The sequence below is a fragment of the Erwinia sp. BNK-24-b genome, from assembly GCF_047456155.1.
In the GTDB taxonomy this organism is placed as follows: domain Bacteria; phylum Pseudomonadota; class Gammaproteobacteria; order Enterobacterales; family Enterobacteriaceae; genus Erwinia; species Erwinia phyllosphaerae.
The window spans coordinates 4,228,145-4,242,015 of the sequence record NZ_CP179901.1; the positions used below are offsets into that span (position 1 = coordinate 4,228,145).

The window sequence follows — 13,871 nt, forward strand, 5'->3', positions numbered from 1 at the left end:
GAATGCGAAAATGAGTTCAATTCCTGAAAGAAACAACCCCAGAAAGCTATGGCCTATCGCCATCCCTCTGTTCTCTGCGTTTTTTCTGAACTGTGAAGCGCTCGCGCATGAGATGTTTAATCCGCAGTTTTTGCACTCCAGCGGGGATAACGCTGATAAAACCGATCTCTCTGTCTTTGCAAATAGCCAGTCACAGGCACCTGGTGATTACGTTGTTGACGTATGGCTAAATAATCGTTTTATAGAAACCCGCACGATAAATTTCAGGCTCGACGGCGGCGGTAGCAAAATGCTTCCCTGCCTGACTCTGCCGTTACTGACATCATGGAACGTTCGCACCGGCGCTTTTCCCGATTTGCAGGAGGATAGCCAGGGATGCGTTAATATCAGTGCTATCCCCCAGGCAACAACCTCGTTCATTTTTAACACCCAGCGGCTGATGATAAGCATTCCACAGGCTGCCCTGCATGCCAGCGCGCGAGGGTATATTTCGCCTGATCGCTATGACGAAGGCATCACTGCATTCTTACTTAATTACCGTTTTTCTGGCGCTAACAGTTCTACGACCAGTCGTCGTCTGGTCAGTCAGGATAGCCAGTATCTGAGCTTACAGCCGGGCTTAAACGTTGGCGCATGGCGACTGCGTAATTATACGACCTGGAATCGTAGCAGCAGCGCTGCCGAACAGGGAAGGTGGGCATCGATATATACGCTTCTGCAACGTAATATTATTCCCCTTAAGGCTCAGCTGACCCTGGGCGAAAGCCATTCGCAGGCCGATATTTTTGAAAGCGTACCTTTTTTGGGGGGACAACTGGTATCGGATGATGAGATGCAGCCGGAAAGCTTACGCGGTTATGCGCCAGTAGTACGCGGCATAGCCAAAACTAACGCCCAGGTTATCATCAGGCAGAACGGTTATATTATTTATCAAAGCTACGTTGCGCCGGGCGCTTTCGCCATAACCGATCTGTATGCAACAGGCGGCAGCGGCGATCTCTACGTGACGATAAAGGAAACGGACGGCAGTGAACAAAATCTGACCGTGCCGTTTGCTTCCCTGCCGGTTCTGGTAAGAGAAGGATATTTTAAATACAACGTTACTACCGGACGATACCGCCCCTATAACAGCGCGGTTGATAAAAAGCATTTCGCCCAGGCTACGGCTATTTATGGCCTGCCGTGGAATATGACGCTGTTTGGCGGAATGCAGGCGGCGGCCAACTACCGCTCTTTTGCGCTTGGCATGGGTAAAAACTTTGGTCGTGCCGGGGCTATTTCCGCCGATATCATCCATGCACAATCAAGCCTTGCCGATAAAAGTAAGGCCAGCGGCCAGTCTCTGCGCGTTCGCTACAGCAAAAACTTTTATCAGACCGGTACCAACTTCGCTATCGCCGGTTATCGTTACTCAACGCGTGACTATTACTCTTTGCCTGAGCTAATGGCCAGCTGGCGCGCAGATTACCGTCGCTACCCGCGCGAGCAGGCGAGAAACAGAACCGAGCTGACGCTTAACCAGAATCTGGGCGATCGGGCCGGTTCACTTAGCCTCAGTTTGCTCAGAGAAGACTACTGGCGCACCGAGCGCCGAACGGAGTCTTTTTCAACCAGCTACAACAATAGCTACAACGGTATTACCTGTAGTTTTGCCTGGGGCTTTAACCGCAATTCGTTAAATCGCGCCAGCCCTCGCCGCTATGAAAAAAACCAGACCTTCTCTTTTACCGTTTCCGTTCCCCTGGATCGCTGGCTGTCCGGCAGCTGGGCAAACTATATGATAGCCAGCGGCAAGCCGGGTAACACCAGCCATAGCCTGGGTATCAGCGGCGTGGCGCTGGAAGACAGTAATCTGAACTGGAGCGTCCGGGAAGGTTATACCAGCCAGGGAGCAGGAAACAGCGGCAACCTTGACGCTGTTTATCGTGGAACCTATGGCGAACTGGCCGGCGGCTATGGCTATAACAAGCAAACGAGGAGAATCAATTACGGTATAGAAGGCGGCGTGCTCTTACATAAAAATGGCCTCACGCTGAGCCAGCCGTTCCGTAATACGGCAGCGTTAGTCATTGCACCAGATGTCACCGGCGTCAGAGTAAATAATCAAACAGGCGTGAAAACAGATTTTCGCGGTTATACGCTGGTGCCGGATTTACCCCCGTATCGTCTTTCCGATGTGGTGCTTGATAGCACCACGCTACCTGACAATGTCGATCTGGATCTCACAAACCAAAGCGTGGTGCCAACCAGAGGCGCTATTGTCGCCGCGCATTTTTCAGCCCAGACCGGTGCCAGAGTAATCATGACCCTTACCTACCATCATCAGCCGGTTCCCTTTGGCGCGACCGTAGTCGACCTGGCGGCAAGCAAGCAGGCAAGTATCGTTGGTGATGAAGGCCAGGTTTATCTGAACGGCCTTAAATCTTCCGGCACGCTGCTGGTGCAGTGGGGCAAGACTGCGGATAAACAGTGCCGGGTGAGCTATGTACTGCCAGAAGAAAAGAATAAAACCGGTATTCACATGCTGAACGGCCTCTGTCAGTAAATATTGCGATAATGCTAAAGCCGCTGGAGCTATAAAATGGACTTATTAAAGATCGGCCTCAAAATAAAACTACTGTTGCTATTGTTATCTTTTTCCACGCTGACTCACGCCGGCTCCTGTCTTATGGGTGCTTACATTAAAGGCACTACCGGCATCATAAAACTCTCTATAGATCCTCGTGTAGCCGTAGGTGAAGTACTGGCCTATCGCTACAGTAAAAGTTTTGCCGGTAAGACGCTGGCTATAGCCTGTACCGGTTCTTCGCCCTACCGTTCGTCTTCGGTTTTAACGGCCAGTACTACGGTTGCTGACGCATACGAAACAGGAATTCCGGGCGTGGGCGTCATTATTGGCGACCTCTATAAAAACGGAATGGGCCTCCCCTACAGTACTTCACTGTCGGCCGGCTTCTTAACGCCGTGGACAAATCAGAATGAAGTCAGGCTAACCTTTGTAAAAACAGGGGCTATTACACCCGGCACCGTAGGCAGCAAGCTGTACGCTAATTTTTATCTTAACTCGAAGGTCTTTGCTAACCTGACGGTAAATAGCCTCACCGTCGTACAAAAAAGCTGTCTTGCTGATGTGAATTCACAACTGCAAACGATAAATTTAGGCAGCCCAAACCGTAATGAATTTACCGGGATTGGCAGTACGAGCGCGTCATCAGAGCGTAACTTTTCTGTCATTCTGCAATGTGAAGCTAACGACACTCCCGTACAGGTAACTTTCGATGCCGTTGGTAGCACAGCCGGTACCGGCATGCTGGCAATTAATAATGATACCGGTGCCGCAACCGGCATTGCGGTAGAAATGCTGGATGAAAACAGAACGCCCATACGCTTTGGTACGGCCACAACCAAACACGCTCACGCCGAACAGCGCATCGAAATACCCTTAACTGCACGTTATAAGCAAACCGGTACGATTAAACCCGGTACGGCAGACGCGGCAATGACGTTTACCATTACGCAAAATTAATGCTAACCCTTTTGCCGAAAGTCCTCTACGGACTGACAGATTACTTTAATATCCGCAAAATAAGATTAAGAGGAAAATAATTCTTTCACCATTGTGAAGTAGTAATACTTCACTTGAAAAAAAGGGCAATAAAAATCAGAATCCTCCCGCCTGATTAATCAGAGCAGCTAAAGGAATACCCTTAATAATGAGGGGATAAAATAAAAAGGAGTAGTAACATGAAAGAAATTTCCGTAATGGAAATGGCTGAAGTTTCTGGGGCGTACAGCTGGGATTTTACAGATGTACAATCATTTATGAGCAGCCTGGCCAGTAATACTTTGGAGCTATTTGGTGCTGCCACCGTTGGCGCGACGATGGGTGGCGCAACCGGCGCACTGATTGGTGGCAAGCACGGTGGTGACGGCGGTGGTATTTTCGGTTTAGGCATAGTGGGCCAGGGCATAGGTATGATTGGTGCCGGTATTATTGGTTCTATCTGTTTTGGTCTTTATGGTGCCGTGGTTGGCTGGGAGACCATCAATAAAGCAGCAAACACGGCTATAGAAGGCATGATTAACGGCACTATCGGATAATAAACGCTTGAAAAGAGCCACTTCGGTGGCTCTTTTTTTATGGATACGTTATGGAAAACAATAAAAAGAGTATTTTCCGCACGGATGCAATAGATTATCAGCGTCAGAAATGGGTTGGCAAAGCACTCTTATTGTCAAAAATTCCGGCGGTGGTGATTACCGGCCTCTGTTTTCTTTTTGTCATAACCCTTGCTCTGGCGATGATTTTCTTTGACTACAGCAGAAGGATCGACGTTGAGGGGGAAATTATTACGCTTCCCCACTCTGTTAATATTTACTCGCCGCAACAGGGTTATATTATTAACCGTTTCGTGCAGGCTGGCGACAAAGTTAAAAAAGGCGAAGCGTTATATGAACTGGATGTCTCCAGAACCACCTCTTCAGGCAACGTAAGCAATGCCGCTATTGGCGCCGTGCAGGCGCAGATAGAAAATCTACAGCAGGTCATCACCCGCTTAAAAGCCAATAAAGCCTCCACCTTGCAGAACCTTCAGGCGCAAATCGATGAGTATGCCGCTGCCCATAAAGAAACGCAGAAACTGGTCACCAGCGTGCGTGAAGGCGTGCGGAAAATGAATCAAAGCCTGAACGACTATGAACAGCATCTTAAGAAAGGCTTAATCACCCAGGATCAGCTTAACTATCAGCGCGCGCAGGCGCTTTCTCAACAAAACGCCTGGCAGGGACTGAATAATCAAAGCATTCAGGAAAGCGTTCAGCTTTCGCAGCTGCGCAGCGATAAGCTTACGCGCGCCGCCGACTTTGATAATCAAATCACGCAAAGTGAATCACAGGTAAACGATCTGGAGCGCCAGCTTGCCGAATATAAAGCCAGCAGCAGCATCATTATCAGCTCAAGGACAGACGGCATTGTTGAGTCGCTTAGCGTCACGCCGGGCCAGATGGTGGAAGCCAGCGCCAGCCTGGCGCAGATAAAACCTACGGAGAACGTACGCTATTATTTGCAGCTCTGGCTGCCTGACAATAGCGTGCCCTACGTCAAAAAAGGCGACGGTATCAATATCCGCTATAACGCTTTCCCGTCAGATAAATTTGGGCAATTTCCCGGAAAGATTGATTCCATTTCACTGATTCCCGCGACGCCACAAGAGATAACCAGCTACAGCAGCGGAACACAGCTCGCCAAAGGCTCCTACTACAAAGCGCTGGTTTCTATCAGCGCCACCGAATTTAGTGATAAAGGGAAGAAGCTGCAAATCTCCAGTGGACTTCAGGCGAAAGCAATCGTCTTCCTGGAGAAAAAGCCGCTGTATCAATGGGCCGTAGCACCCATAAATAAAATCAAAAATAGCGTAAGTGGGTACGTCGATGAAAACTAAAGAGCTGTTTGATAAAATAAACAATAAAATCAATTTTTCATTATATCGCAAGGTGCCAAAGATATTACAATCTGAATCCTCAGAATGCGGGTTGGCCTGCCTGGCCATGGTTTCAGCTTATTATGGTTTAAACGTTGACTTATTTAATCTTCGCAACAAGTTTGGCGTATCAACTAAAGGGGCAACCTTAAATCTGGTAGTCAATATCGCCAGTCAGATGCAGTTAAAGACCCGTGCGCTTTCGCTGGACATGAATGAAATAAAACAGCTTAAAACGCCCTGCATTCTCCACTGGGATATGAACCATTTTGTGGTGCTGGTGAAAGTCCGCCATAACTCATTTGTTATACACGATCCCGCATTCGGGCGGCGCGTGGTGGGCATGAAGGATATGTCTAACCACTTTACCGGCGTCGCGCTGGAACTGTGGCCGGATAAAGAGTTCCATAAGGAAACGGTTAAAACCCGCCTGCGCCTGCTCGACCTGATGAAAAATATTGATGGCCTGCCGGGCGCGCTGCTGAAAATATTCGCCCTTTCGGTGGTCATTGAATCCATCAATTTATTATTACCCGTGGGTACTCAGCTGGTTACTGACCATGTGATTCAGGCACACGATCACGATCTGCTGACGGTCATCTGTCTCGGACTCATTATCTTTACCCTGTTTAAAGCTTTTGTCAGCGTCGTCAGGGCCTGGACCTCCATTGCGCTGGCTACGCTAACGGATATCCAGTGGAAAACCACGCTGTTTGATCACCTGATAAAATTGCCTTTATCCTTTTTTGAAAAAAGGCATCTGGGCGATATTCAGTCCCGCTTCTCCTCTCTGGATGCGATACGCACAACCTTTACCAACAGCATCGTCTCCGGGATCATTGATACCATTATGACTCTCGGCCTTTTTGCCATGATGATGGTGTACGGCGGCTGGCTGGTATGGGTCGTGATGGGCTTTACGCTGTGCTATGCGCTGATGCGCCTGTTTACCTACCGCATTTATCGTCAGCTCTCTGAAGAGCAGATAGTGAAAGGCGCTAAATCCAGCTCACATTTTATGGAAACGCTGTATGGCATTTCTACCGTTAAAGCGCTGGGCATTAACAATGTACGGTCAAATTTCTGGCTGAACCTGAATATTGATGCCACCAATACGGGCATTAAAATTACGCGTTTTAATATGATGTTTGGCGGTATCAATACGCTTATCGCTACGCTGGATCAGGTAGCTATTCTCTGGCTGGGCGCCATGATGGTTATTGATAATAATATGACGCTTGGGATGTTTATGGCGTTTAACTCCTATCGCGGCCAGTTTTCGCAGCGCGCTTCCAGCCTGATAGATTTGCTGCTAAGCCTGCGGATGCTCTCCCTGCATAACGAAAGGATCTCCGACATTATCTTCACCGAAGCGGAAGAAGAAACCTCTGCGCAAACCGTTTTTCAGCCCGGCGTCGGCATCGCGCTGGAAGTAAAAAATCTTACTTACCAGTATGATGCTTTGTCTAAACCGATCTTTGTCGATCTTGATATCGCCGTCCAGCCAGGCGAAAGCGTGGCTATCGTTGGCCCATCCGGGGCGGGTAAAACTACGCTGCTTAAGGTTATGAGCGGTCTGCTGACGCCGACCAGGGGACAGGTGCTGGCGGGAAGCCTGGATATTCACAAAATCGGGCTGAACAATTACCGGCAGGGTATTGCCTGCGTACTGCAGGACGATCGCCTGTTTTCAGGCTCGATTGCCGATAATATCAGTGGTTTTGCGGCGGATGCCAACAGGGAAATGGTGATGGCCTGTGCCGTTTACAGCAACATTCATCATGAGATTATGGCCATGCCGATGGGCTATGAAACGCTGATCGGCGAGTTAGGTAGCGGTATTTCCGGCGGCCAGAAACAGCGCCTGTTTATCGCCCGCGCGCTTTACCGTCGCCCCAGCATTCTGTTTATGGACGAAGCGACCAGCCATCTGGATATCGATAACGAAACGGCAATTAATAACGCGATTTCGTCGTTAAAAATTACCCGCATTATTGTTGCCCACCGCCCTTCTACTATTGCTTCAGCCGACAGGGTAATTACGCTTTAAATCCGTGCGGTCGCGCCTGCCGGTTTCACCTACGCCTTAAACGCGTAAAGCCTGCCCGCATCGGGCAGGCTTTGGGCGCAAAGATTACTTCGCGTAAGCTTCGGTGGTGATCGTCAGCTTCACATCGTCGCTGACAGCCGGTACATATTTATCCAGCTTAAAGTCAGAACGCTTAAAGGTAGTGGTGGCATCAAAGCCCACTGCCTCTTTTTTCACCATTGGGTGCATACCTTGCTTATTCAGCACCGCGTGCAGAACCACAGGTTTGGTAATGCCTTTAATGGTCAAGTCGCCGTGCACGTCCATTTTGTTTTTACCGGTGCTGACCACTTTGGTACTTTTGAAGGTCGCATTCGGGTATTTAGTCACGTCAAAATAGTCCGCGCCTTTAAACTCTTCGGTCAGCTTGTCTACGTGCGTATCGATGCTGTTAACCGGGATCGTTACGTCAACTTTAGAGTCGCTAACTTTGCTGGCATCAAAATCAATGTTACCGGTGATACCGGAAAGATCGGCCGTTGGATGAGAGAAACCAAAATGGGTCCAGGAAACCACGACGGAAGTGTGGCCCGTGTCCATGGCATAGTTTACAGGAGCCGCAGCAGAGAACTGTGACCATAATGCCGTGCCGATTAATAACGGTAGGGTAACTTTTTTGATTAATGACATGCCGATTATCCTTATTTCCACAAAGAGTGTTTAAGAATAGTGCAAGATTATGCGCTCGCCCGATAGTGAAGATATTTGACCGCCTTTGTCAAAAAGATTAGGCAATTAGCACGGGGCGATCCTGGCGATCGCGCCAATCCGTCAAAGATCGCCGATTGACAATGCCTTCTACTCGCCTGACACTTCAACCACTATGTGGACAATTAAACCACCATACGGATATCTGTTGAAGAGGTGAAGAAGCCAATGAAAAAGCTTTCTGCTGTGGGATCCTTTACGTTGCTGGCCATTGCCTGCCTGACGATTATGGTTGGCTGCGTCATCGTTCCGGGCCTGCCTTCCATTGCCGCACGGCTGGGCGTGCCTGATGCCGCCAGCTGGCTGGTCACGCTTCCTTCGCTTGGCGTTGTGCTGCTGGGGCCGCTGGCAGCACGGCTTATCGCGCGTGCCGGACTTTATCGGGCGCTGCTAGTGGGCTTATTTAGCTACGGCCTGCTTGGCCTGGCCGGCGCCTTTCTGCACGGGCCAGGGCTGGTCTTTACCGATCGATTTTTGCTTGGCGGCGCGACGGCGCTGGTCATGGCTGCCGGAACCGGCCTGCTTTCCAGCTTTTTCAGCGGCGGGCAACGGCTGAAAATGATCGCGCTGCAAGGCATGTCGATCGAGCTGGGTGGCGTCCTGTTTCTGTTTGTTAGTGGACTACTGGCAACGCTGGGCTGGCGCTGGCCGTTTGCACTGTATCTTTTTGCCTGGCTGTTTATCGCGATGCTGCTGCTGTTTGTTCCCCAGCCGCCGCAGGAAGAGACGATAAACGAAGCTGGCAAAAATAGCGTGCCGGCCCGTTCGCTCCGCCCCGTTTTTGTAGCCGCGCTCTCTTCTATGGTCTGCTTTTTTACTGCGGTGATCGTACTGCCGCTGCATCTGCACGCGCAGGGGTTCAGCGAGGCCGAAACCGGTTATTTTCTCTCTTTTGTTTCGCTGGTTGCCGTGGGTGCCGCCTGGATAATGCCGCACGGCGTGAAGAGGCTGGGAGAGTACGGCACGCTCTATAGCGCTTTTGCTGCTTATGCCGTTGCGCATCTGCTGTTTGCCACGGCAAACAGCACGCTACAGCTGATTGCTGGCGCAATCCTGATGGGCTGCGGTTTTGGCCTGTCGGTGCCGTTGGTTAACCATATGGTCGTAGAGCACAGCCCGGTTAACGTACGAGGGAAAAACCTGGCCGGTTTATCCATGGCCATTTTTTCCGGACAGTTTCTTTCCTCATTTCTGGCCCTGATCCCGGGCAGCTTTTCGCGCATCTTTACAGGCGCGGCTCTTATCGCCGTTACGGCTATTTTTTTGCTGTGGGTATGGCAGAAACGGCAAAAGAAAATCCGCGTGTTTTCTTAAGCCGTTCTGTGTCGTTTTATAGCCCTGGCGGCCTTACGCCAGGCTTGCAGACATTCAAATCTTAGCAACAAAATCCCGGACTACATCCTGCCAGCGCGTGGTCGGACGGCCAATCAGCTTGCTCAGCGTATGGCTCTCGTCATACAGCGCGCCTTTGGCCGCACCGGCATCTGAATCGGCCAGCATCTCGGCCAGCGCCTCCGGCAATCCCGCTGTTTTTAAGGCGGCGGCAAAATCCGCCTGCGGCAGATTCACGTAGCTGACCTCTTTGCCGCTCGCGCTGGCGATTTCAGCAGTAAACTGCGCCAGCGTATAGGCGCTGTCGCCTGCCAGCTCATAAATTTTTCCTGCGCTGTCATTAGCCGTCAGCACCGCTGCTGCCGCTTCGGCATAATCTTCACGACTGGCCGACGCGATTTTCCCCTCTCCCGCCGCGCCAATAAAAGCGCCGTGCGTCAGCGCGGGAGCAATACTGGCCGCATAATTTTCGCTGTACCAGCCGTTACGTAAAATGGCATAGGGCACGCCGGAGGTTATTAACGCCTGCTCGGTGCCGCGATGCTCTCCGCCCAGCCCCATTACCGAACTGTCAGCGTGCAGCAGGCTGGTATAAGCCAACAGCTTAACGCCCGCTTTTTTGGCCGCATCAATTGCTGCCTTGTGCTGCGCTTCGCGCTGGCCTATTTCGTTAGAAGAGATCAGCAGCACTTTATCTACGCCGCTGAAAGCGCTAAGCAGCGTCTGGGGCTGCGTATAGTCGGCCTGGCGAACCTGCACGCCCAGCGCGGCCAAATCGGCGGCTTTTTCTGGCGAACGCACGGCGGCAACGATTTCACTGGCGGACACTTTTTTTAATAAGGCGTGAATAACCAGGCGGCCAAGCTGGCCGGTAGCACCGGTGACTGCAATCATGATTTTTCCTCTTGAAAGTTAACCACGGCGACATGCCGTAGAATTGCGTCAGATCAGCCTATGCTATACACTTACCGAAAGTAAGTACTTACAGGTTTGTTAGTATGGAAAAAGATTTTTTACCTGGCGCCAGATTTCGCCGGGGCGAATTGTTAAACCGTGATTGCCCTTCCCGTGAGGTGCTGAAGCGCCTGACCAGCCGCTGGAGCCTGCTGATATTGATTGCGCTGGATGGCAATACGCTGCGCTTTGGTGAACTGCGGCGCAAAATCGGCGGTGTTAGCGAAAGAATGCTGGCGCAGACGCTGCGCCTGATGGAAGAGGATGGCTTCGTAAAGCGCATCCCATATGAAGTCATCCCGCCGCACGTCGAGTACCAGCTTTCACCGTTGGGCCAGGAAGCGCGCGAGAGGATTATTGGTCTTGCCGACTGGCTCGAAGAGAATCTACATCAGATTATCGATAACCGAGGCGACGTTTCTGCCGACGCTGAGCAAAGCTAAGCCAGCGTTACCAGCCGCCCCTCTCTGGCGCTCAGTAAGGCGGCATCCAGCACTTCCAGCGTAAGGATCCCCTGCTCCGCCGTGACCGGTGGCTCGCTACCGTTTTTAACGGCTTCGGCAAAGGCTTCGTAGTAAGCGTGATAACAGCCCTGCTCGGAAGGAATTTTTTCTTCGCCCTCGGCGGTATATAGCGTGCCCCAGTGCGAAGGTTGTTCAAACCCCCAGCCAGCCGGATCCTCTGCCGGACGCTTACCGGCAAAAAGCGCCTGCGCCTGCACGTCCGTACTGTTGGCTTGATAGCTGCCTTTATCGCCATAAATACGTAATTCGCGTCCGGCAAGGTAATTGATCTTGCTGGAAGAGATATGTGAATGCACGCCGCTGGTGTGCACAAGGGTAATCACAAAGCTGGCATCGGTCTCGCCTTCCGGGCGCTCCACGCGGTCCAGCTGAGCAAAAACCGACTTTACCGGTCCCAGCAGCCAGATATTTTGATCTATCAGGTGACTACCCAGATCGCGCAATAGTCCGCCCGTTTCGCCGCCTTCCAGCGTATGCGGTTCGTTCATATCCATACGGTTATGCAAACGCCACAGCTGACCTACGCGCTGCTGCTCCAGCAGGGTACGCAGCGTGCGGATATCGGCATCGAAGCGGCGATTGTGATAAACCCCCAGCACCACCCCTTTGGCTTTCGCTGCCGCCGCCAGTTCTCGCCCGGTTTTGGCATCCGGCGCAAAAGGTTTATCGGCGATAACCGCCACGCCTGCGGCTATGGCTTCCAGCACCAGCTCACGGCGGGTTTGCGGCGGCGTAGTGATAGTGACGATATCCACTCCAGCGGCCAGCAGGTCAGTCAGGCTCTTATAAATGGGCACGTCCGGGAAATCGGCTCTTACGCGCTCAATGGTGGCCGGTGCGCGGGCTACAATGCCGGCCAGCTCAACACCTTTGGCCGCTTCGATAAACGGCGCGTGAAAATGGCGTCCGCCCGTTCCGTAACCTACTAATCCAATTCGCACTGTTTTCTCCTTGTTATTAATGGTCAATAAAGTTCAATATTTATAGTTATGGCATATTTTTTCCATTTAATCAGTGTGGCGCACAGAAAAAAAGCCTTCGTTATGAAGGCTTTCAGGTAGCAGGAAATAACATTACAGGCAGGACTAGCGTTGTGGCGCGGCATCCGGATACATAGCTAACAGACGACGAGTAACGCCGTTAGTCCAGCCAAAACCATCCTGTAACGGATATTCACCGCCGCCCGCCAGCACCGGTGCCCGTCCGGCGACGTTATATTTCTCTACCATTTTGTGATGACGATGATAGGTCGCCCCCGTCACCTGTAGCCAACGTGCAGCAATTTCTTTCGCCAGTAACTCTTCGCCATAATTATTAAGCCCTTTAATCGCCATCCACTGAATCGGCGCCCAGCCGTTAGGCTTGTCCCACTGTTCACCCGTCTCTTCTACCGTGGTCAGCACGCCGCCGGGCGCTAACAGGTGTGAACGAATAGCCGCAGCCGTAGAGACTGCCTGCTCCAGGCTGGCCATGCCCACGTAAAGGGGCGTTACCGCCGCTGCCGAAAACGCACCTTTCTCACGCTGACGCCAGTTATAGTCGCGGTAAAGCGCCGCCTGCGCGTCCCATAGCCAGCTATCTACCGCTTTGCGACGGCGTATCGCTTTCTGCTGGAACAGCTCGGCGGTGGCGTTATCGTTCTTGCTGGCCGACAGCCGGGCAATCGTTGTTTCCAGTTTATAAAGAAACGCGTTCAGATCGATTGGAACAATGCTGGTGGTCTGAATGCTTTCCAGTCGTCCGGCTTCGCTTAGCCAGCGCGATGAGAAGTCCCAGCCGGAAGCCGCGCCAGCGCGCAGGTCACGATAAACCTCGCTGGAAGGCCGCGCCGAATTTTTTGCAGTTTCGACGTCTTCAATCCAGGATTCGTCACGCGGCGTATCACGATCGTCCCAGTAACGGTTCAGGACAGACCCATCGGGCAGCATCACTACATGGCGACAGGCTTCATTTGGCGTTAGCGAATCCATGCCATCCATCCAGAAAGCGTATTCGCGTTTCAGCTGCTTGAGATAGCGGTGCGCGGGCTTAACGCCGTCTTTTTCAAAGAGTTCGACCATCAGAGCGAAAACTGGCGGCTGCGATCGGCTCAAATAATAAGTTCGGTTGCCGTTAGGGATGTGCCCATAGGTATCAATCATCCAGGCAAAATTGTCCGCCATCTGCCGCAGCAGTTCGCTTTGACCACCAGCGGCAAAACCCAGCATGCTGAAGTAAGAGTCCCAATAATAGGTCTCGCCAAACCTTCCACCAGGCACCACATAAGGTTCCGGTAACGGCAGCAGCGAAGAGAATTCAGAATGTTTTTCTGGCTTACGCGTCAGTACCGGCCACAGCGAGTCGATATGTTCGCCCATACTTTTCTGGGGATCGGCCACATAACGGCTGTCGTTAATTTTTGGCAGATCGAAGTTTTCCAGCACGAAGGCAAGCAGGTTAAAGTCTTCCCGCTCGCGCTGGATAAAGTAGCGATAAAGGATCCGTTCTGGCTCGATTTTTGGCGCACAGTCCGCAAAGGTTTTACTGTCGGTAAATATCCTGGCGCTCTGCACCGCTTCGAAAAGCTCCTGATAGCGATCGGCAGGCGTCAGGATATCTGGCGCGGGCAGCCCGTGGATCGGTTCGGGCTGAGGCTCAATCGTCGTATCCGGCGTTTCGTAGTCGTAATAATAAGCTTCATAATCCGCCAGGTTATTGTCAACTGTCAGGTCGTTCTGATTAAAAGCGATAAAAACCTCCTGATGCCGATGATTGACAACGCTATATTCGGTTTATTTTGCGTAA

General features: G+C 51.6%; 11 protein-coding genes. 7 read left to right on the forward strand and 4 right to left on the reverse strand.

Annotation, left to right across the window (positions count from 1 at the left end; translation table 11 throughout):
* The first annotated feature begins 10 nt into the window (after positions 1 to 10).
* The 5 genes from ACMGGR_RS19550 (at position 11) to ACMGGR_RS19570 (ending at position 7,530) form a co-directional block, all read left to right on the forward strand.
* Entirely contained in the window at positions 11 to 2,545 is a 2,535-nt protein-coding gene (locus ACMGGR_RS19550) for a fimbria/pilus outer membrane usher protein (protein ID WP_414147655.1), read from the forward strand.
* A 123-nt stretch (positions 2,546 to 2,668) separates the two neighbouring features.
* Positions 2,669 to 3,526 (forward strand): fimbrial protein, encoded by an 858-nt coding sequence (locus tag ACMGGR_RS19555; RefSeq protein ID WP_414147656.1) that lies wholly within the window; start codon positions 2,669 to 2,671, stop codon positions 3,524 to 3,526.
* A 218-nt stretch (positions 3,527 to 3,744) separates the two neighbouring features.
* Positions 3,745 to 4,101: a hypothetical protein gene (locus tag ACMGGR_RS19560; RefSeq protein WP_246761350.1), complete on the forward strand. Its 357-nt coding sequence runs from the start codon at positions 3,745 to 3,747 to the stop codon at positions 4,099 to 4,101.
* A 50-nt stretch (positions 4,102 to 4,151) separates the two neighbouring features.
* Complete coding sequence (locus ACMGGR_RS19565; protein WP_414147657.1) at positions 4,152 to 5,441, forward strand: HlyD family secretion protein; 1,290 nt, start codon at positions 4,152 to 4,154, stop codon at positions 5,439 to 5,441.
* Positions 5,431 to 7,530, forward strand: coding sequence for a peptidase domain-containing ABC transporter (locus tag ACMGGR_RS19570; protein ID WP_246761348.1), 2,100 nt, complete (start codon positions 5,431 to 5,433; stop codon positions 7,528 to 7,530). The genes ACMGGR_RS19565 and ACMGGR_RS19570 overlap by 11 nt, the downstream gene beginning before the upstream one ends.
* Before the next feature lie 84 nt (positions 7,531 to 7,614).
* Here the strand turns inward: ACMGGR_RS19570 and ACMGGR_RS19575 are convergent, their stop codons facing one another.
* Positions 7,615 to 8,199, reverse strand: coding sequence for a YceI family protein (locus tag ACMGGR_RS19575; RefSeq protein ID WP_246761347.1), 585 nt, complete (start codon positions 8,197 to 8,199; stop codon positions 7,615 to 7,617).
* 246 nt (positions 8,200 to 8,445) lie between these two features.
* Between ACMGGR_RS19575 and ACMGGR_RS19580 the strand changes: the two genes are divergently transcribed.
* Positions 8,446 to 9,591, forward strand: coding sequence for an MFS transporter (locus ACMGGR_RS19580; protein WP_414147658.1), 1,146 nt, complete (start codon positions 8,446 to 8,448; stop codon positions 9,589 to 9,591).
* Positions 9,592 to 9,645: 54 nt separating this feature from the next.
* Here the strand turns inward: ACMGGR_RS19580 and ACMGGR_RS19585 are convergent, their stop codons facing one another.
* Positions 9,646 to 10,503: an SDR family oxidoreductase gene (locus ACMGGR_RS19585; protein WP_414147659.1), complete on the reverse strand. Its 858-nt coding sequence runs from the start codon at positions 10,501 to 10,503 to the stop codon at positions 9,646 to 9,648.
* A 104-nt stretch (positions 10,504 to 10,607) separates the two neighbouring features.
* Between ACMGGR_RS19585 and ACMGGR_RS19590 the strand changes: the two genes are divergently transcribed.
* Entirely contained in the window at positions 10,608 to 11,006 is a 399-nt protein-coding gene (locus tag ACMGGR_RS19590; RefSeq protein ID WP_414147660.1) for a winged helix-turn-helix transcriptional regulator, read from the forward strand.
* Here ACMGGR_RS19590 and ACMGGR_RS19595 read toward each other — a convergent pair.
* Together ACMGGR_RS19595 and treF are read right to left on the reverse strand one after the other, a co-directional pair.
* Positions 11,003 to 12,028 (reverse strand): Gfo/Idh/MocA family protein, encoded by a 1,026-nt coding sequence (locus tag ACMGGR_RS19595; protein ID WP_414147661.1) that lies wholly within the window; start codon positions 12,026 to 12,028, stop codon positions 11,003 to 11,005. The genes ACMGGR_RS19590 and ACMGGR_RS19595 overlap by 4 nt on opposite strands.
* Before the next feature lie 144 nt (positions 12,029 to 12,172).
* Complete coding sequence (gene treF, locus ACMGGR_RS19600; RefSeq protein WP_414149003.1) at positions 12,173 to 13,816, reverse strand: alpha,alpha-trehalase TreF; 1,644 nt, start codon at positions 13,814 to 13,816, stop codon at positions 12,173 to 12,175.
* Positions 13,817 to 13,871 lie beyond the last annotated feature (55 nt).

Bases quoted from the DNA above. Each gene is read 5' to 3' on its own strand.
- ACMGGR_RS19550 (WP_414147655.1), top strand. From the start codon at position 11: ATGAGTTCAATTCCTGAAAGAAACAACCCCAGAAAGCTATGGCCTATC.
- ACMGGR_RS19555 (WP_414147656.1), top strand. From the start codon at position 2,669: ATGGGTGCTTACATTAAAGGCACTACCGGCATCATAAAACTCTCTATA.
- ACMGGR_RS19560 (WP_246761350.1), top strand. From the start codon at position 3,745: ATGAAAGAAATTTCCGTAATGGAAATGGCTGAAGTTTCTGGGGCGTAC.
- ACMGGR_RS19565 (WP_414147657.1), top strand. From the start codon at position 4,152: ATGGAAAACAATAAAAAGAGTATTTTCCGCACGGATGCAATAGATTAT.
- ACMGGR_RS19570 (WP_246761348.1), top strand. From the start codon at position 5,431: ATGAAAACTAAAGAGCTGTTTGATAAAATAAACAATAAAATCAATTTT.
- ACMGGR_RS19575 (WP_246761347.1), bottom strand. From the start codon at position 8,199: ATGTCATTAATCAAAAAAGTTACCCTACCGTTATTAATCGGCACGGCA.
- ACMGGR_RS19580 (WP_414147658.1), top strand. From the start codon at position 8,446: ATGAAAAAGCTTTCTGCTGTGGGATCCTTTACGTTGCTGGCCATTGCC.
- ACMGGR_RS19585 (WP_414147659.1), bottom strand. From the start codon at position 10,503: ATGATTGCAGTCACCGGTGCTACCGGCCAGCTTGGCCGCCTGGTTATT.
- ACMGGR_RS19590 (WP_414147660.1), top strand. From the start codon at position 10,608: ATGGAAAAAGATTTTTTACCTGGCGCCAGATTTCGCCGGGGCGAATTG.